At 51.9% G+C, this 17,659-nt stretch carries 18 protein-coding genes and 1 pseudogene; 4 read left to right on the top strand and 15 right to left on the bottom strand.

Going from position 1 to position 17,659, the window contains the following annotated elements; translation table 11 throughout:
* Positions 1-7: 7 nt before the first annotated feature.
* The 12 genes and pseudogenes from EP25_RS23645 to ectA all read right to left on the bottom strand — a co-directional run bounded on the left by EP25_RS23645 (position 8) and on the right by ectA (position 9,356).
* Positions 8-454, bottom strand: a complete 447-nt coding sequence (locus EP25_RS23645; protein WP_268745424.1) for a M28 family peptidase — start codon at positions 452-454, stop codon at positions 8-10.
* Complete coding sequence (locus tag EP25_RS24255) at positions 411-629, bottom strand: M28 family peptidase (RefSeq protein WP_200875051.1); 219 nt, start codon at positions 627-629, stop codon at positions 411-413. The genes EP25_RS23645 and EP25_RS24255 overlap by 44 nt, the downstream gene beginning before the upstream one ends.
* A gap of 102 nt (positions 630-731) precedes the next feature.
* A complete protein-coding gene (locus EP25_RS24090) occupies positions 732-863 on the bottom strand; it encodes a hypothetical protein (RefSeq protein WP_268745423.1) in 132 nt (43 codons plus the stop codon).
* Positions 864-1,032: 169 nt separating this feature from the next.
* Positions 1,033-1,464: pseudogene (tnpA, locus tag EP25_RS0117870) on the bottom strand (IS200/IS605 family transposase).
* 200 nt (positions 1,465-1,664) lie between these two features.
* On the bottom strand, positions 1,665-3,092 hold the full coding sequence (locus tag EP25_RS0117865) for a sodium/proline symporter (RefSeq protein WP_031435145.1): 1,428 nt from the start codon (positions 3,090-3,092) through the stop codon (positions 1,665-1,667).
* Positions 3,093-3,171: 79 nt separating this feature from the next.
* Positions 3,172-4,050, bottom strand: a complete 879-nt coding sequence (locus EP25_RS0117860) for a TPR end-of-group domain-containing protein (RefSeq protein WP_031435144.1) — start codon at positions 4,048-4,050, stop codon at positions 3,172-3,174.
* On the bottom strand, positions 4,035-5,477 hold the full coding sequence (locus tag EP25_RS0117855; protein ID WP_031435143.1) for an aspartate kinase: 1,443 nt from the start codon (positions 5,475-5,477) through the stop codon (positions 4,035-4,037). Before EP25_RS0117855 ends, EP25_RS0117860 begins: the two co-directional genes overlap by 16 nt.
* Before the next feature lie 3 nt (positions 5,478-5,480).
* A complete protein-coding gene (locus tag EP25_RS22125) occupies positions 5,481-5,825 on the bottom strand; it encodes a TraR/DksA family transcriptional regulator (RefSeq protein ID WP_036300743.1) in 345 nt (114 codons plus the stop codon).
* On the bottom strand, positions 5,822-6,766 hold the full coding sequence (thpD, locus tag EP25_RS0117845) for an ectoine hydroxylase (RefSeq protein WP_036300740.1): 945 nt from the start codon (positions 6,764-6,766) through the stop codon (positions 5,822-5,824). Before thpD ends, EP25_RS22125 begins: the two co-directional genes overlap by 4 nt.
* 34 nt (positions 6,767-6,800) lie before the next feature.
* Entirely contained in the window at positions 6,801-7,205 is a 405-nt protein-coding gene (locus tag EP25_RS0117840) for an ectoine synthase (protein WP_031435140.1), read from the bottom strand.
* Positions 7,206-7,480: 275 nt separating this feature from the next.
* Positions 7,481-8,788, bottom strand: a complete 1,308-nt coding sequence (gene ectB, locus EP25_RS0117835) for a diaminobutyrate--2-oxoglutarate transaminase (RefSeq protein WP_031435139.1) — start codon at positions 8,786-8,788, stop codon at positions 7,481-7,483.
* Between the two features lie 61 nt (positions 8,789-8,849).
* A complete protein-coding gene (ectA, locus tag EP25_RS0117830; RefSeq protein WP_031435138.1) occupies positions 8,850-9,356 on the bottom strand; it encodes a diaminobutyrate acetyltransferase in 507 nt (168 codons plus the stop codon).
* Between the two features lie 351 nt (positions 9,357-9,707).
* Here ectA and EP25_RS0117820 point away from each other — a divergent pair, with 351 nt between their 5' ends.
* The 4 genes from EP25_RS0117820 (at position 9,708) to EP25_RS0117805 (ending at position 12,441) form a co-directional block, all read left to right on the top strand.
* On the top strand, positions 9,708-10,223 hold the full coding sequence (locus EP25_RS0117820; RefSeq protein ID WP_031435137.1) for a MarR family winged helix-turn-helix transcriptional regulator: 516 nt from the start codon (positions 9,708-9,710) through the stop codon (positions 10,221-10,223).
* A gap of 72 nt (positions 10,224-10,295) precedes the next feature.
* Positions 10,296-10,859 (top strand): chorismate--pyruvate lyase family protein, encoded by a 564-nt coding sequence (locus tag EP25_RS0117815; protein WP_031435136.1) that lies wholly within the window; start codon positions 10,296-10,298, stop codon positions 10,857-10,859.
* A 187-nt stretch (positions 10,860-11,046) separates the two neighbouring features.
* Complete coding sequence (locus EP25_RS0117810; RefSeq protein ID WP_051906838.1) at positions 11,047-11,799, top strand: glutathione S-transferase family protein; 753 nt, start codon at positions 11,047-11,049, stop codon at positions 11,797-11,799.
* A 51-nt stretch (positions 11,800-11,850) separates the two neighbouring features.
* Positions 11,851-12,441, top strand: a complete 591-nt coding sequence (locus EP25_RS0117805; protein WP_031435134.1) for a hypothetical protein — start codon at positions 11,851-11,853, stop codon at positions 12,439-12,441.
* Between the two features lie 39 nt (positions 12,442-12,480).
* On the opposite strand, the gene EP25_RS0117800 is transcribed toward EP25_RS0117805, so the two are convergent.
* From EP25_RS0117800 to EP25_RS0117790, 3 genes are all read right to left on the bottom strand, one after another.
* Complete coding sequence (locus EP25_RS0117800) at positions 12,481-14,295, bottom strand: methyl-accepting chemotaxis protein (RefSeq protein WP_051906836.1); 1,815 nt, start codon at positions 14,293-14,295, stop codon at positions 12,481-12,483.
* A 580-nt stretch (positions 14,296-14,875) separates the two neighbouring features.
* A complete protein-coding gene (locus tag EP25_RS0117795) occupies positions 14,876-15,736 on the bottom strand; it encodes an NAD(P)-dependent oxidoreductase (RefSeq protein ID WP_031435132.1) in 861 nt (286 codons plus the stop codon).
* A 79-nt stretch (positions 15,737-15,815) separates the two neighbouring features.
* The gene (locus tag EP25_RS0117790) at positions 15,816-17,498 is read right to left on the bottom strand and encodes an MFS transporter (RefSeq protein ID WP_084191086.1); all 1,683 of its coding nucleotides are present in this window, start codon (positions 17,496-17,498) and stop codon (positions 15,816-15,818) included.
* Positions 17,499-17,659: the final 161 nt, after the last annotated feature.

Here is a 17,659-nt window from a genome sequence, read left to right as displayed (position 1 = left end):
GGTCAAATCACAAAGCATCAAAAACAATCCAATTGGTCATTGCTACGAACGGCTCGTAGTTGAGCTTATCCGGTGTATCTTGCGCCGTATGATAATAGGGATAACGATAAAAGGCGGTATCTGTGATCATGAAAGCCTTATATCCGTGCCGCCAAAACGCCAGATGATCGCTCCAGGTTACGCCTGGCACAAGTTCCAGAGTGGCAATGGATTGCACCGGGAAATCCGTGACCGAGGAAAACGTTCGGACACAGTCTTTCATGATGCTGCGGGAGCTCAAATTGGAAACAAATGCGATAAAGTTGCCGGTATCTGGATAAAAATACTTCAGCAATGGGGGGTAGGTTTGACTGCCCTTTTGATTTCGATAATAGCCGATGGTCTCCAGCGAAATCATAAAGCGGATTACATCACCGCGTTGCCGGGCCGCTTCCGCATAGATCATACTGCCCATGCTGTTCCAGAAGAAAAAAAGGCGGTTCTTCGTTCACGAAAGCGGCGAAACGCAAACCAATTTTTGGCGTAACCTCCTTGAATAGGCGAGAAAGTTCTAGCAAAGCTGCAACCCCGCTGCCATTATCATTAGCGCCCGGACTACCCAAGACCGAATCATAATGCGCACCGATCACAATGACATCATCGTCAGCACCGCCACCGGGACGGGTAATTTCAAGATTAGCGCAGGCAACCCTTTGTGAGGAATATGTTTGTTTATTAACGGCGTAGCCTTGTCACCGCCAATCTTCACTGATATATGCCTCCGCGGCACAAAGCGCATCCGGATGAAAAATATCGTGTTCGCCAATTTTACCGGTTAGCTCATAAACATACGCCCGTAAGCGCCGCTCAGATACTTTGTTCATGCCTGTATGACCACAATACGGAAAATCCATTACTTCGGTTTGGTTTCTGCTGCTGAAAACACTTTGTAAAAACGCGCTGGATTGATATCACTAAACAACCACCCGCTCAAGCGGGTGGGTTCCAATAACGGACTGAAAGTCCGGATACGCGTCGACTAAACGACGCGTCTTAGTCGGGCTCCATCTTGAAATTATCGTTTGGATTAGGTTCAAAGTGATGCTCCAAATATTGCTTTATCATCTCATCAGTCATTTGCCCCACTGTGGCGCAAAAATAACCGCGGGCTCAAAAATGTCGACCCCAATATCGCTTTTTCAAGTGCGGGAACTCTTCGAACAGATAGCTCGAAGTTCGTCCCTTGATTCGCCTCATGATTTCGCTTGGGGCCATAGTCGGCGGCGCACTCACCAAAATGTGCACATGATCTTTGCTCACGACACCTTTGATAATCCGTATCTCAAAGGCTTCGCATGTCTGCCGCACCAAGTCTCTCACTCGTTCGGCTATTTCATCCTTCAGCACTTTATAACGATACTTCGTAACCCAAACAAAATGATACTCAATTTGGTAAACCGTATGGCTGCCGTATCTATAGTCCATCGCCACCTCCTTGGGCAAATTATCGCAGCTAAAGCTGACCGGCTAAAGCCGGTGGTTTAAACCTTATGATGGATAATTAACCAACTCAACGACAGTATACTCGGCTTATCTTCGGTTAAGCTTTGACAACAGGAGCCACTCGGCCTGGTCAGTTCGGAATAAAAATAAGGGATTCTCGGATGAGGAGGATAAACGTGAATTTATTTATCTGGCGAAGAAGACACCCAGCCAAGCCTCATTTTTCGGTATTGTGCGTCACCGTAAAAGATCAACAAACCCGTCAACATGCCGGCCATGCCTTCGTAGACGACATTGTTCCAGCCTAAATAGCGCCATATTAACGCCGCCGATAATCCCGCACACACCGCCAGCAGCGTGGATTTTTGACCGGGTTTTGCTCCCAGACTCAGCACGATCAACAACGGCGCGAAGGCGCTGGCCAGGCCGGACCAGGCCATGATGACCAGACTGAACACGCTTTGGCTATTGACGAAGGCCCATAGCAAGGCGGACAACGCGATCAGCGTCGTCATCGATTTCAGTAGCAGCATGTTTTCGCTCTTGTGCGGCAACAGATCGTGAGTCAGCGAGGCCGAACAACTCAAAATCAGCGAATCGGCAGTACTCATCGTGGCGGCGAAAATGCCAGCTAGGATCAATCCGACCAACACCGGCGGCAACAATTGCTGGGCCATGGTCGGCAACGCTAGTTCGGCGTCGAAGGAACTCATATCGCCCAGATAAACGCGCGACAGCATGCCGACAGCGGTCGCCATGCAATAGAAGACGATGAACCATAGGTAATACCAAAGCCTGGCTTGACGCATATGATCGATGTCGTCCAGGGTCATGAAGCGCACCATGATATGCGGCTGGCCGATCACGGACAGGCCGGCGAACATCCAGCCTACAATGAAGACGATGCCACCAGCCAAGCCGGGAAGCACCTCATCCTTCGGAAACCAATCCATGAAGCCCGGCACTCGGTCCATTCTTTGGATGGCGCCGTCGATGCCTCCCAGCGAATTGACCGCCACCACCAACAACAGTCCCATCGCCAACATCATAACGACCGATTGCGCGGCGTCGGTCCAGATCGACGCACGGATGCCGCCGGCGAAACAATACAGAATGACCAACACCGTACCCATCACCGCGCCGGCCCACTGCGGCCAGCCGAATAACACATGCAAGGCCTTGCTGCCGGCCACCAATTGGGCACTGGAATAAGCCATCAAGAAGACCAAAGAAATCAAGGCGATCAGTTTTTGCAAGCGTTCGTAATTCTCGCCGTGCCAATTACTCAACACGCCAGCATAACTGACCTCGCCCGAGGCACGAGTCGATTGGTGCAAACGCGAATGAATAAAGGTCGAACCGAGATAATCCCCCAGTATCCAGCCGCACATCAGCCAGATCGAAGCCAGGCCGGTGACGTAGGTATAACCGATCACGCCGATGAACATATAGCCGCTGTTGTTGGTGGCGACGGCGGATAAGCCGACCAGGGCGGGATGCACCGAACCGCTGGCCAAATAATAGTCCTTTTTATCGCCTCGGCTCTGGAACAACGAGCTGACGCCAATGAGAACGAAGACTAGCAGGAAAAAGATGAAACTTAAGATCATGTTGTGATTCTCGAAAGATAATGGTCATATGGCAATCGCGTGGGGCAACCGGCGTTGCGGTCCGGGCTGTCAAGCGGAGCTATTCCTTCAGGTTCAACAATTTCTGGAACGGGTTAAAATCGTGCAACGCTTGCAACGCCGGCTCCTTCAGAATATCCTCGCGATAGGTTTCCGAGCGGCTTAAGGTTTCCCCTAAATAACGGACGGCCTCGTCATATTGCTTCATCGCCGTGTAGGCGCAGGCCAACTGGTAAAAGGCATGGCAATTGTCCGGTTCGATAATCAGCGCCTGGTGGCATAGATTGGCCGCCCATTGCGGCTCACCCAACTCCAATACCGCATCGGCTTTATAGGTCAATGCCTCGCAGTCATTGCTGCGCAGCTTCAGGATTTGATCATAGATCAGGATTTTATTAGCCGGATTATGATCTTGCGCCGCGCGCAGCCATAACGATTGCAATTCGCGTGTGCGTTCGATTTCGGCGCGGTTGTGTTCGATATGTTTCGTTTCCTGGTTGAGCTGTTGTTCCACGTCGCGAAGCCTTTGCTCGTATTCTTTGACCAGCTTGGAAATTTCCTCGTCGGCCAGGGAATGAACACGTTCCTTGATGTCTCTTATCGAGGACCATCCCACTAATACCAATACCGACGTCGCCCCGGCAATCAGGTAGAAAAAATACGTTATGGTATCGGTGGCATAGGCGACGGCGCGATCGACCGAAGCCAACTCACGGTCGACGATTTGCTGAATCAACTCCGCCTTTTGCGTGCCCAGGTCGATTCGTAGTTGTTTCAATTCATCCAGCACATAACGTTCGACAAAAGGCGAATACAGCGGCTTGTCGAGACTCTCCACCTCTTGCTCGATGCTATCTTGCCGATTGGTTGGATCGCCGTATGCCGATTGAATAGAAGCAAAAAAGACAATCGACAGACAAAAAATCAGCAAGCGAGGCATATCGCCCGCCCATGATCATGCACTTCCACCAGGGCGCGATGCAGGCTCTTGATGGCCTGGTCGAAATCATCCTCGCTAACGACCAGCTGCATGTCTACCTGGCGCATCGATTGATGTATCGCTAGCACGCTGATATTGCTGTCGGCCAGCGCCGCGACCGTCTTGGCCAAGATCCCGGGTATTTGCATGTCGCTGCCGATGGCCGAAGCGATGGCAACCTTCCGCTGATTGATGTCGGCCTCGGCAAAGCGTTCCTGCAGGACATGACGGATTCTTTTCACCGTTTTCAAATTGGTCGACAGGTAATGGGTGATGGTGTTGGCATTGATGTCCTTGGAGACGATATGCGCATTGAAGCGTCTTATCACGGTCAGAATTTCCTTATCGTACTGATCGATATTACCGGCCATATCCTGGTCGAACAGCTCGATGGCGTAGACGCCCTTGCAACCGGCGATGATTTCCACGCACGGCTTGTCGCTAATGTAATCGCCGGTAATCAACGTGCCGGCATGCTCCGGTTCGAAGGTGTTCTTGACCCGCAACGGTATGTCGTGCCGCCGCAGCCCCTTGGCCGCCTTGGGATGAATCGCCTCCATGCCCAGGTTGGCCAGCTGGTCGGCCACATCGTAGTTGGTACGGCCGATGGGTACGGCATTGTCCTCGCCCACCAGCCTGGGATCGGCACTGCTTAAATGAAATTCCTTGTGGATGACCGTTTCCTTGGCCTCGGTCAACACCGCGATGCGGCTAAACGTCATTTCGCTGTAACCGCGATCGAAGGTGGACATCAAGCCTTCCTCGCTATGGGCATACCCGGTGACGATCGGCAGTTGCGTCTGCAAATCGACATCCTTGAATGCCGACAGTATGCGCTCGTCCAAGGACGTATGCTTGGCCGAATTCCAGCCGGTCAAGTCGACCAGGCAGGCATTGACGCCGTCGCGCTGCAACAACTGCGTGGTGTTCCACGCACTGTGCGCTTCGCCGATACTGGCCAGCATTTCCCTGACCGTGGCGAGATGGGCTTCCAATGCGAAATGGCCGTGCCGGCACAAGCTTTGCAGATCCTCCAGGCATTTATGCGCATTATCCAGGCGCTCGCCGATGAAACGGTTCGCTCGTTCCAACATATCTTCGTCATCGAACAAGGACGCATTGATCGCGAACAGTTCCTGTTTCAGCGACAACAAGGCCTCGCGCCAGCTTTCATCGTTGCGGCCGTTGGCGAACAAAGCGAACACGCCCGGTTGGCCGTTTTTTTTATGTTCCAACAAGCGGTCGGTAATGCCGCCATAGGCGGATACGACGAAAATTCGTTGATACAACGATTCCTCACGCATCGGTTTCAGGATAATATTATCCCGCACCGAGACATAATCACTCATCGACGTACCGCCGATTTTTTCTACACTATGATCATTCATTGATTAAGATTTCCTGCTGCTATCCGCGCAAAACACGCAGAACTGTGTATCAGGGACCGTTTTCAAACGGGCAAAGGGAATTTCACGGCCACACTGCTCGCAATATCCCGCATCTTCGCTGTTCAGCCATTGCAAATTCCGTTTCAAGCGCACCAGCTCCAACTTGGTATTCTCCACCACGCGCGACTCGACGGCCGAATTGATGGTCAAATCCAGATTCGCGGCCTCATCGTCTTCCTGCTCTTGCTTCTTATCGGACACCACCACGGCGCCGCCCAATACTTCTTCCAGCAAGGCGATGCGTGAACGGACCAAACGCTTGAGTTGTAAGCATTCTTCTTCGGTCATCGGTCTGTATAGTCAAATTGTTGCGGCACGATGGGTTTGATTTGCTCCCTGGAACAAAGATACTCCGGACGCGGCAACAGGTTGCCGAAGGGTTCCTGCACCCGGTTGGAAATCGCGTTATAAACAAAAAAGATGTTGGAACGCGGATAAGGGGTGATGTTGCTCCCCGAGCCGTGCATGACATTGCAATCGAAAACGATCACGTTGCCCGCCTTGCCGGTAGCCTGAACGATACCGCCTCGTCGCACCAACTTTTGCAACAACCGATCGCTGGGCACACCGTATTGCTGCATCTTCAGCGAACTCCGGTAATGCTGGTCGGGGGTTTCCCCCTCGCATACCGCGAAGTAATCATGCGAACCCGGCACCAACATCAGAGGGCCGTTGCAGGCATAGTTATCGGTCAACGCGATCGAAATACTCACTGCCCGCATGCGAGGCATGCCGTCCTCGACATGCCAGGTTTCAAAATCGGAATGCCAATAGAATTCCTTGGCCCTGAAACCGGGCTTGTAGTTGACGCGCGACTGATGAATATACACTTGATCGTCTAACAAATATTGCGCCAAACCCGCGATACGCTGATCGCGTGCCAATTGGCCAAACAGCAAATTGTTCTCATGGACCTTAAACAGGGAACGGATATCGCCGCTCTCGGTCTCCGTAATGATTTCTTCTGTTTGGCGAAGTTTTGCACCCTCGCCTAGGCGATCGAGTTCCTCACGAAAGCAAGCAACTTCTTGCTTGGAGAAAAAATTTTCCAGCACCAGAAAGCCCCGCGTCCTATATTGCCGGACTAAGGCAATATCGATCGGACTTTCCTGCTCCGTGGACGCATACACAACAGGGTCTTTCCGTTCCAGTAACCGCGCCGCCCCATAACCACGGGAAGGATAGATATCGCTAGTCCTATCCAATTCGAGTAGTTGCTCGGTAAACATAATGAATTATTTCCTCCTGTTGAGTTTAAAGCGCTCAGTCGCTGATTTCCTCCGCTACCAATTCATAGGCACCTTCGGCATTGTGCACTTCCTTACCGTTCAAGGGCGGGTTAAAGACGCAGGCCATCTTCATTTCGCTGAAGGCGCGCAAAATATGCTCGTCATGCTTGTCCAGGATATACAAGGTACCTGGCGAGATGGGATATTTTTTGCCATCGGCCAGCGTTTCGACTTCGCCTTCGCCGGACATGCAGTACACCGACTCGAGGTGGTTTTTATAATGCATGCGGAAATCCGCACCTTGATAAATGGTTGTAATATGGAAGGAAAATCCCATGTTATCGTCTTTCAACAACATTCGGGTACTTTCCCAATTGCCGTCTGGCGAGACGATTCGACGATTGCTTTGTTCTGCTTCGGCTAAATTTCTAACTATCATTATCTTGTTTGGTATTGATCAAAGAGGTTGTAGGTACTGGCTGGCTCGAAGCCAGCAAAAAAGACACCGCATTCTCTCATCGACTAAAAGGATCACTCCAGTCGATGAGAAGTGCTAAATGAGGAAAAGTCCGGAAAGAAAAGTTAGGACGAAAAACAATGTTTTATTTCTGTTGGAATCCGCCGTAGGACTCGCGCTGTTTTCTAACGCACGCGTCCCACGGGAAATCCGCTCGACACTAGCCTTATGCGGCGCCTCTAAGATAGTCCAAGCTCTCAGCTGGCCAGTTTCGTGCTTTCGAAATAATCCTTTTCTTCCGGAATGGAATCTTCCTTGCCGCACACTTCCTTGATCGCCTGCTCGACGATATCGAGCCCTTTTTTCAAATTTTCATCACTGATAATCAGCGGACACAAAAATTTGACGACATGGTCGTCGGCGCCACTGGTTTCGATGATCAAGTTTTGTTTGAAGGCCCGGCGGGTGATTTTTCCGGCCAAATCGCCATTGACGCAATTGATACCCTGGAACATGCCTCGGCCGCGTGCGGTAAAATTTCCCTCGCCGTACTGGTCGATGATGGCTTGCAGGCGTTGAGAGATATATTCCCCTTTGCGCTTAACTTCCTGCGACAGTTTATCGTCCGACCAGTAATGGTCGATCGCGGCCTTTGCCGTCACGAAAGCGAAGTTATTACCGCGGAAAGTACCATTATGTTCGCCCGGCTTCCATTGATCCAGTTCGGGACGGAACAACACCACCGCGAATGGTAGGCCGTAACCGCCCAAGGATTTCGACATCGTCACGATGTCGGGGGATATACCGGCGTCCTCGAAGCTGAAATAGGTGCCGGTGCGGCCGCAACCGGCCTGGATGTCATCGACGATCAGCAATACCTCGTGCCTTCTGCACACTTCCTGCAAGTTTCTCAACCATTCGAAACTGGCTGCGTTGATACCGCCCTCGCCCTGCACGGTTTCGACAATCACCGCCGCCGGCTTGTCGATACCGCTACTGGAGTCGGACAATACCTTGTCCAAATAAGCGGTAGTGTCGATATCGTCGCCGAGATAACCGTCATAAGGGATACGGCTGGTGCCGATCAGACTGACACCGGCCGCCCCGCGATGGTGCGAGTTACCGGTCGCCGCCAACGAACCGAGACTGACGCCGTGGAAGCCGTTGGTAAAAGCCACGATATTCTCGCGCCCGGTCACGTTCCTGGCCAGTTTCAACGCCGCTTCGACGGCATTGGTGCCGGTCGGTCCGGTAAATTGCACGACATAGTCGAGGCCGCGCGGCTTCAGAATTTTTTCGTTGAAGGTCTCCAAAAATTCGCCTTTGGCCTTGGTATGCAAATCCAAGCCATGGGTGATACCGTCATTATGGATATATTTGAGCAGTTTCTCTTTAAAAATGGGATTGTTGTGCCCGTAATTTAACGTACCCGCCCCGGCAAGAAAATCGAGATATTTGTTGCCTTCTTCGTCGTAAAGAAACTCGCCTTGGGCTTTATTGAACACCCGCGGAAACGAACGCGCATAGCTCTGCACTTCCGATTCGATTTCTTCAAAAATTTTCATGTTTACTTCTCCTATTAATCTTTAGTCACGGAACATATCCCAGCCAAACGCCGGCCTAACTTCATTGGAACGGACCGACCCTGACCAACATTTCCGTATCATGCGCGTTATCAAAATGCTGTTTTCGATCGAACATCACCTTCGTGTGCAATTCCGTGTTCAGTTTCTTTGCCAATCCTTGGAATAAAGCCCACGAGGCCCTGTTCTCTTCGGTAATCGTCGTTTCCAGGAAACGGACATCGGCGCATTGAGGACGCGCCAGAATATCGTTCAACATCCTGGTCGCCAGCCCTTGCCCCCTGGCCTTCTCGCTAACGGCCACCTGCCAAATGAATAGGCAATCCTGACGTTCCGGGATCAGATACCCGGAGATAAAACCGACTAAATCGTCTTGGTTGAGCGCCGCTACCGAAGTCCCGGCAAAATGGCTGCATTGCAACAAATTGCAGTACATGGAATTGGGGTCAAGCGGCGGACAATGTGCCACCAACTGAAATACTGAGGCGCCGTCCTCCGCTTGAGGCGGGCGTAAATTGATATCTATTGATTCGGATTTTGACTCTCGCATGATTGATATATGTCTAATATTTACGACACTAAACAATAAGTTACCCAGGTAAAGATAGTTTTACGCAGTAAAATAATGTTTTAATACCATAAACAAAATCAGACCACCTATTGTTCAGCGATATTAATACATTGTACACTAAAGAATTTTATTGTCCACCGCCTTACCCTCACGCAATTTTTATTCAGGCCAATGAAAAATCCGTTGAAAGCATTGAATTCCATGGCGAGCAAGAATTTCAGCGGCTGTTAAAATTCATTTTTCATTGACCGCGATATCATTGAAATCGATCGGCTTGTAGTGTTAGCCGGTTTATAATCAGTATTTTTCAAACAACGATAGGACACACTATTGGAGCGCATCGAGGAAGTACTTATTGCCCTGCGCCGCGTCATCAGGGCTACCGACCTTCATTCCAAGCATCTTGCCAAAACCACCGGCCTGACCGCGCCGCAGATCTTGCTACTCAAGACCATCCATACGAAAGGCCAGGCAACCATCGGCGAATTGGCCAACGAAATCAGCCTCAGCCAGGCCACCGTTACGACAATTCTGGATAGGCTGGAAAAGCGCAAATTGGTCTACCGCGAACGCTCTACAACGGACAAACGCAAGGTACATGCCCATCTGACAAATGAGGCAATCGAAATATTGAAGAATGCGCCCATTCCTTTGCAGGACCATTTCACCCGTCAGTTCGAAACCTTGCAGGATTGGGAAAAAACCATGATTATTTCCGCCCTGCAACGGCTGGCGCAAATGATGGACGCCCAGGATATCGATGCCTCCCCGGTATTGGATGTCGGCATGCTGGACAGACAAAGCAGTTCTGCGGACGATAACGGACCGCTCAGCAAAGAAAGCTGACTATTCGTTCGACATCCTACCGTGAAGTATTTTTTCACTTTTATCAACAGCATTTGACGATCCGCAAGCAACGTGCCTAACAACAGTTTCTTATTCAAGCAAGAGCCATGCTGGAAGCCAAACCACCCTGGTCTGCGCCACGCCCTGCCCCAAGCCGTCGGCTCCTGGGTTTACGAAGCCGGCTCGCTGACCAAACGATTACGCGGTTTTTACGGCGACAGTTTCGCAGTAAAAATTTTGTTCCACCAGTGGCGCCCCGCTTTTTTAAGCGAGTGCAAACAATTACACCTGCCCCATCAGCAATATGGGCTGGTTCGTGAAGTTCTGCTGCATGCCGACGGCAAGCCGCTGATCCTGGCCCGCACCATTCTGCCGACAAACACCATCAAAATCGCCAAGCGTAACTTGTCCCACTTAGGCACACGCCCGCTGGGCGAGGTTATTTTTTCCTATCCCGACCTGGAACGACGGCAACTCGATATCTGCAGCATCAAACCGAATGATTGGAGTAGCGACATTCGCCAACTGGTGAAGATCGAAGAAACGATTTGGGGACGCCGGACGATTTATGCCATTAAAAAGCAACCGTTGGTGGTCAGCGAATTTTTTCTGCGGGGCGCGTTGGAGGCTATGTGAGGTAGTCGAACGGGATTAAGCGAAATGCCCTTGCCAACCGGCGCCGGAAAAACAATCGATCCACCCCCACAACTCAAGCATTCACACGAAAAATATTGTTCCGGCTAAGGCTTATAAAGTATAAGTAGCTGGGGCAGGCTCATCTTTTTTGAGCAGTAACGGCATTATCCCAGAATGGCAGGTTTCCATGATCAAGCTGTATCAATTCCGGTTTTCACATTATTGCGAGAAAGTTCGCTGGGCGCTTGACTACAAAAACATACCTTACACGCCGGTCAACCTATTGCCTGGACTTCATGCCAGGGTGACGCGCAAACTTGCCGCACAGACCTCATTACCGATCATCACGGACGGAACCACTGTCGTTCAAGACTCGAGCAAGATCATCACCTACCTGGACCAAAAATATCCGGCTCATGCACTAACGCCAGAAGAAGCCAAGGAAGCCGAAACCGCCTTGGCCTGGGAAAAGTATTTTGACCAGGAAATCGGCGTCCCACTTAGGTTATGGTTTTATTACCACACACTCCCCGACCGCGACCGCACCTTGCGATTCATGCTGAATGGCGCGCCGTGGATCGGTCGCCTGCTATTCCCGTTTATCTTTCCCAGGGTTCGAACCGCAATGAAAAAGCTGATGGGTATCAATGCCAAATCGGCCAAACAGGCCGAAACGCGCTTCCTGGCTGCATTGGACGAGCTTGACCACGCGTTGCAAGCACGTCGTTTTCTGGTCGGGGATCAATTCTCGAGGGCCGACCTAACGGCCTGCGCTTTATTGTCACCCTACTGCGCGCCCGGCCTGTCAACCGAGGACGCTTCCGTAACATTTTCTAGCAAAGTATTTAAACTCAGGGAACAACATAGCTCCAGGATCTTCTTCGAGTGGGTACAGGAAAACTATAAAACATATCGTCACCCACAACGAAAGGGTAATTAAAAGCATAGTCTTTCGCCTAGTATTATAAAATTGCTAATTGGAATTAGCTTGATGACTGCTCTCAATCTTGAAAACATGCCACTTGAACAATCACCCATCGACTCCATGGATAAAGCATTCGATTTACTGAAAATGCAGTATGAGTCGCTCCGCGAGGAAATCATGGAGAAGATGAAACTGTCGCATCAATTGGGTTATTACAAGCTGATTGCGCTTGGCGCAATGCTTGGCGTGGTCATCGCGAAAGGCGTGAACGCGCAATACCTAGACACCTTATTCCTCGCGGTCATGCTTTTACCCGTCGTATTCGACGCGGCCCTTTACTTTAATGGCAAAGCCATCATAAGGGTTGGCGCATACATTAGAACCCATATCGAGCCCGGTTTTAGGAAATGCGTAACACTCCCCGCGGACTTCATGCTTTGGGAGGAATATATCCACGCCGGCACTTCTTGCCCGAATAAACTTCATCGACTGTGGTGGAATTTATTCGAAGCCGTTCAACCCACTATCACGATTGCACTGCAGACCATTGTTCTCAGCCACTTGCTGGCCGGTGGATCGATAGCCATTATCGCACTGGGCTGTTTAGCGATCGCCTTTGAGATATTTCTGTTAATTCAAGCGATTGTGAGGAAATGATCGACGATCTCCAGGTTCAACATACTGGAGACTGGCCGCTTAAACGATCTTAAATCTCCCTACCAACTCCTTCAATTGCACCGCTATCGCCGATAGTGAAGACGCCGTTTCCATCGTTTGCTCGGACTGAGCGATATTGTCCAGGTTCAGGTCGTTGATATTGACGATATTGCGATTAATGTCCTCGGCTACCGCCGATTGCTGCTCGGCCGCAGTCGATATTTGCAGATTCATGTCTTTCATGACCGAAATAGCCGCATGAATGGCGTCGAGCGCATTGCTGGCCATTTCCGAACCTATCACGCTTTCTTGCGCCTGTTCCTGGCCCTGCTCCATTGCCGACACGGCGCTGAGCGCGGTATTTTGCAGGCGATCCACGATCTCTTGGATTTCCTGGGTGGATTCCTGCGAACGTTGCGCCAGCTTTCTCACCTCATCGGCAACGACGGCAAAGCCGCGCCCCTGTTCTCCGGCGCGGGCTGCCTCGATAGCCGCATTCAGAGCCAACAGATTGGTCTGTTCGGCAATCTCGCGAATAACCCCCAAAACCATGCCAATGTTTTCGCTTTCCTTATTCAAATCGCCGATAATGTTTGCCGTCTCCGTTACTTCGCCGGCCAGCACTTCAATACCTACTTTATTCTTCTTTACGGATTCCCAGCCCTTTTGCACCTCCTGATCCGCCGAGGCGGATGCCGAGGCGGCAGAGGCCGCATAACGAGCAACTTCTTGCGCCGTCGCCGTCATTTCGGTCATGGCCGAGGCGACTTGCTCGGTTTCAGAACGTTGATTATTCACCCCACTATTGGCGGTTTCTACCGCTTGGCTCAGCTGCTCCGATGCGCTGCCTAGCTCCCTTGCGGAATCCTCGATCTGGGCGACCATCTGCTGCAGCATCGCCATCATCCGGTTAAAGGCTAGGGCCATGGCGGCGATTTCCTTTGGGGCGGATTCATCGGCCCTTACCGTGACATCCCGCTCCCTACTGGCCTGCGCCATAAGGTCCGCAAGCCGCTGGATCGGCTTTAGGATGCCCGGCATGATAAAGAGGATTAAACCGAGCAAGGCGCACATTAATACCAAACCGAACAGTAACGCACTGATGCCAAAGCGGGTGATGTTCGAGGCGATTTGTTGGCTGGCCGTCTCACGCAATTGCTCGAGCAATTGTTCGCTCCGATGAATGGTTTGGCGCATATCGCCCAGCACACCGGCATCCCTATGCAGGCCCATGTCGACATGCGCATTTACCAATGCCTTAAAATCATTTTCATAGCGCTGCATTGCCTGGGTAATGCCCTGTTTTTCTCTCTGCTCCAGGGATGCCAAGGCCAGGTCCTGGCGGAAAGCCGCCATGTCTTTATTGAATTTATCGAGATAAGACAGATCGTACCGAAGCATGAAATCTTTTTCCCGCCGGCGCAGCATCAGCATATCCACGGCCAGTTTTAGCTGATTCAGATGATTGATACGCTCCTCCGCCTGGTGCACAGCATCGCGTAATTTCCCATACAACCCGGAATGATGGTCCTTACCGATGCGCAGTTGCAACTCCACTAAAGCCAGGAAGCTGCGCCGATAAGCTTCCAATACACTTTCCAACTCGTGAACGGATGCCGCATCGATAGCGTTTCGTTTCAGTATGCTACCGAGCTTGTCTGTGTTGTCGCGGGTTTCTTGATAGTTCTTTTTGAATTTAGTGACATAACTTGGATCTTTGCGGACAATGAAATCCTTTTCATTGCGGCGCAACATCAGCATGCCCGACTTAATATCGCTAACCAAAATCTGAGAATCCTTCAATTGCTCCAGATGGCGAAACGCATATTGTTGCAATCCGATTTGGCTGAGCATTCCAATCGCGGCTAATCCAACGACTAACCCCACTCTCCATTTAATGGACACATTCCTCATTAATTTATTACTCCTTAGATTCAAGATTGTCGACTTGTGCTTCAAATGACACAAAACACTTCGTTCGACTCTCCCCTGCCAAGCCAGATTATGCGACGCGGCCCATAAGCCGAAATAATGGTCATATCGCTTGCAGCGGCATCGACTCATTATTCGAGCGGTCGCTGAAAATCCTTACCCTTCCCTGAAATGAAACCGGGAGACAAACAATGACCAAGGCATATTAATGCTTATTTGCCAGGAACAGTATCTGTGAAATTTTAGACACCGGTGCAACTCGTTGCGTGAGTACCGGCCTCTATGGAATGCCGCCGAGACGGCTTAATTCGTTCGCTGACGGACCAGTTCAGGAAGCGTGGACCACCGAGGATCACCCGCCACATGATAAGTGCAACCATTCGCCTTGCCGACTTCAATGAGTACGCTTGCCCCAAAATGCCGGCTAACGCACGCCGTTAATGACCGACAAGCGTCGAATACCAAGTATAGTGGACTTATCCGTAACTACTAGTGGCAATATTCACTCGACGGCGCCACGCACCGCCTCGTAGACACAGGAATAGTCCTCCCGCTCATGTTTGGCCTGCGCCCTGCCGTATAATTGCCGCAACACATCGAGCAACCGGGTATCGAGTTCCTTCGCCTGGTCCTTGAACAGATCGATATCCTTGATCAGATGTTCGGTGGGAAAATTGGGGTTCTGGTAGTTGCGTTCCAGCATTTTCGCCAATTTCTTGTCGAAAGTCGGCGCATAAAGCGCACTCTCGCGCAAGATCGCCATGAAGGCCTCGACATCGACACCGTATTCCTCGGCGAACGCCAGACTGGTGGAGAACGCCACCGTCAACGACGCAATCAATTGGTTCAACGCCAGCTTCATCGCCGACGCCTGCCCCACCTCGCCGACCCGGCGCGGTTCGTTTCCCAAACAACATAAAATCGGTCGAACCCTGGCGAACAACGCTTCGGAGCCGCCGGCCATGATGATCAAACGACCCGACTTGGCCTCAGGAATGCTACCCAACACCGGCGCTTCCAGATAAGCGCCGCCGGCTTTATCAATCCGTTCCGCCAAGCGCATATTTTCGCCCGGACCGATGGTCGCCATTTGCACCAGGGTCTTGCCGGCCATGTCGACTCCCTCCACCACCGTCTCGGTCGCCCGGCCGTCGCTCAGCATGGTTATGACGAAATCGGCCCCCGTCACCGCCTCGGCTGCCGTCGCCGCGATATGGACGCCTTGCTCTGCAAGCGTGGCTACTTTGCTTTGCGTCCGGTTCCATACGCGCAGCGGATAACCTGCCTCCAACAACCGGGCCGCCATCGGCGCACCCATCAAGCCTGCGCCCAACCAGGCAATCGTCGCTTTTGTCTGTGTCATCTTTCTTTCCTATGCTATCGATAGATTGTAAGGTTTTTGTTGGGCACGCTATCGCTTTGCCCAACCTACTTTCGTCTCTTCATTTCCCGGCCAAAAACGTGCGCTTGGCAACCAGTATTGCCAACATCGGCATGGCGAAACTGATCAGCATGACGCAAAACAACAAGCTTCCCAACTCGCTATAGTCGGCCGGCACCTGCACCGCCCCTGTTGCCGAATCTTTGACCTCTCTGGCAACCAAAAAGACCTGGTTGAGCCCCTTGGTAATCAATTGCGACAACGACAAGGCCAAATTGACGAAAGCCGCCATCACGGCGAAATAGGTCGCCTTGAGTTTTTCCGGCGCCGAATTGGCGATCCAGGCCAGCATCGGAATCATCGAGACTTGCCCCAGTGGGGATTCCAGCGCGGTATCGAACAAGGCGATAAAGCGCGCGTCGACCACGCCGCCGGTATGCGCCGCGGTCCATTCATGCAAACCGTAGTACAAGCCCACGTTCGGCAGGTACAGCACGGTCAGGGCGACGGTCAATGCCGCGATGATGTAAGTAATCGGCCGTTCGGCCATGAAGCGGCGAAACAGAAACATGCCAAGCAGGGTAAACGTGCTGGTCAGCAAGGAAAGTTTGGAGATGAATTGCTGGTCGAAGCCCAGCTCGTCGATCATCCACCACGTTTCGCCGGCGCCGGTAGTCGGCGCGGCCCGGAACGCGAAGATGACGAAAGCGATGCCGTACAATTGCAGCCTGGCCGGCCGCTCCAAGTCGCGGGTCAACAGCCAGATCAGGAACACGACGATACCCAAGGAGCCGGCAAAGACGATTTCTTCGTTGTTGGGTACGTCGCTCAAGCCCATGACGGCGGCGAACAGCGCGAAAGCGATACCGCCGCCTAAAATCCACCAATTGACTTCCGTCCGCTCCTGCTCCGGGCGCCTTTGAATGCGTTGGATATCCTCGAACTCGTAACCTTGGGCGGCAAGTCGGCAGGCTTCCTGATGCCTTAAATAAACCGACAACAGCACGCCGGCGACCGAAATCAGCGGAATCAGCAAGGCCCAGTGATAAATGGACAAATAAATCCGCGCTTTTTGCGCGGCATCCATCTCCGCCACGCCGCTAAAGAATTGAACATTGGCCGCCGCCACCAGCATGGAACCGCCGATGATCGCCACCCGCCCCAAGGTCTGCATGGTCGTGTGCGCCAGCAGGATTTTTTCCTTGGCGAGCGCGTTGCCGTGCTCGTCGTAGCGCGGCACCGCTTCCACGGTCATCGCGTCGGCCACGGTATCCTGGATGACATAACCGACCGGCGCCAACAGCGTCGCCAGGACATACCAGTTTTCCGCCGACATGATAGTGGCCATATAATCGGGGTCGTCCAGCAAGTTGATCATGATCAACAAACTGGCGGCGATCAGCGCGGCGCCCAGATAAACCAAACGGTTTTTATAGTCCCACAATAAATCGACCAAATGGCCGACCGGCATTTTCAGCGTCCAGGGCAACATGGCCCAGAAACCCAGCGCCGCTAGAAACTGCGCCGACAAGCCCAGATATTCCTTAACGAAAAATGTGCCGACGATGCCGGTCAATCCGGAGATACCGGCCGCCAGATAAACCATCAGCGGCGGCAAATAACTCAAGCGCACCTGCCGGCCCAGATCGTAAACGTTGCGGTCCAGCCACTCTCGCCATTGCCGCGCCAGGCTGGGAACGGTTGTTTTATGAATTTCGCCTGCGTCTTTTTGTCCGGACACCATCGACCTCCGTTAATCCTGATTTCGGTTCGGGAAAGATCAAGTAAGATTGCACAGATAATAACGCAATCAGGTTAAATTGCATGAGCAAAATCGGAGAGCGTTTTGTTGCCACGCTGTCGCTACAGTTACGTATGCACAGATTGGTTCGCTTAACAAGCCTT

Origin of the sequence: Methylomarinum vadi (genome assembly GCF_000733935.1) — a bacterium.
In the GTDB taxonomy this organism is placed as follows: domain Bacteria; phylum Pseudomonadota; class Gammaproteobacteria; order Methylococcales; family Methylomonadaceae; genus Methylomarinum; species Methylomarinum vadi.
The sequence above is the reverse complement of the archived record's forward strand: the minus strand, read 5'-3'. Positions and strand labels throughout refer to the sequence as shown.

Excerpts from the sequence above, each read along its gene's own strand:
- EP25_RS23645 (WP_268745424.1), bottom strand. The coding sequence starts at position 454 with ATGGGCAGTATGATCTATGCGGAAGCGGCCCGGCAACGCGGTGATGTA.
- EP25_RS24090 (WP_268745423.1), bottom strand. The coding sequence starts at position 863 with ATGAACAAAGTATCTGAGCGGCGCTTACGGGCGTATGTTTATGAGCTA.
- EP25_RS0117865 (WP_031435145.1), bottom strand. The coding sequence starts at position 3,092 with ATGATCTTAAGTTTCATCTTTTTCCTGCTAGTCTTCGTTCTCATTGGC.
- EP25_RS0117860 (WP_031435144.1), bottom strand. The coding sequence starts at position 4,050 with ATGCCTCGCTTGCTGATTTTTTGTCTGTCGATTGTCTTTTTTGCTTCT.
- EP25_RS0117855 (WP_031435143.1), bottom strand. The coding sequence starts at position 5,477 with ATGAATGATCATAGTGTAGAAAAAATCGGCGGTACGTCGATGAGTGAT.
- EP25_RS22125 (WP_036300743.1), bottom strand. The coding sequence starts at position 5,825 with ATGACCGAAGAAGAATGCTTACAACTCAAGCGTTTGGTCCGTTCACGC.
- thpD (WP_036300740.1), bottom strand. The coding sequence starts at position 6,766 with ATGTTTACCGAGCAACTACTCGAATTGGATAGGACTAGCGATATCTAT.
- EP25_RS0117840 (WP_031435140.1), bottom strand. The coding sequence starts at position 7,205 with ATGATAGTTAGAAATTTAGCCGAAGCAGAACAAAGCAATCGTCGAATC.
- ectB (WP_031435139.1), bottom strand. The coding sequence starts at position 8,788 with ATGAAAATTTTTGAAGAAATCGAATCGGAAGTGCAGAGCTATGCGCGT.
- ectA (WP_031435138.1), bottom strand. The coding sequence starts at position 9,356 with ATGCGAGAGTCAAAATCCGAATCAATAGATATCAATTTACGCCCGCCT.
- EP25_RS0117810 (WP_051906838.1), top strand. The coding sequence starts at position 11,047 with ATGATCAAGCTGTATCAATTCCGGTTTTCACATTATTGCGAGAAAGTT.
- EP25_RS0117805 (WP_031435134.1), top strand. The coding sequence starts at position 11,851 with ATGACTGCTCTCAATCTTGAAAACATGCCACTTGAACAATCACCCATC.
- EP25_RS0117800 (WP_051906836.1), bottom strand. The coding sequence starts at position 14,295 with ATGCTCAGCCAAATCGGATTGCAACAATATGCGTTTCGCCATCTGGAG.
- EP25_RS0117795 (WP_031435132.1), bottom strand. The coding sequence starts at position 15,736 with ATGACACAGACAAAAGCGACGATTGCCTGGTTGGGCGCAGGCTTGATG.
- EP25_RS0117790 (WP_084191086.1), bottom strand. The coding sequence starts at position 17,498 with ATGGTGTCCGGACAAAAAGACGCAGGCGAAATTCATAAAACAACCGTT.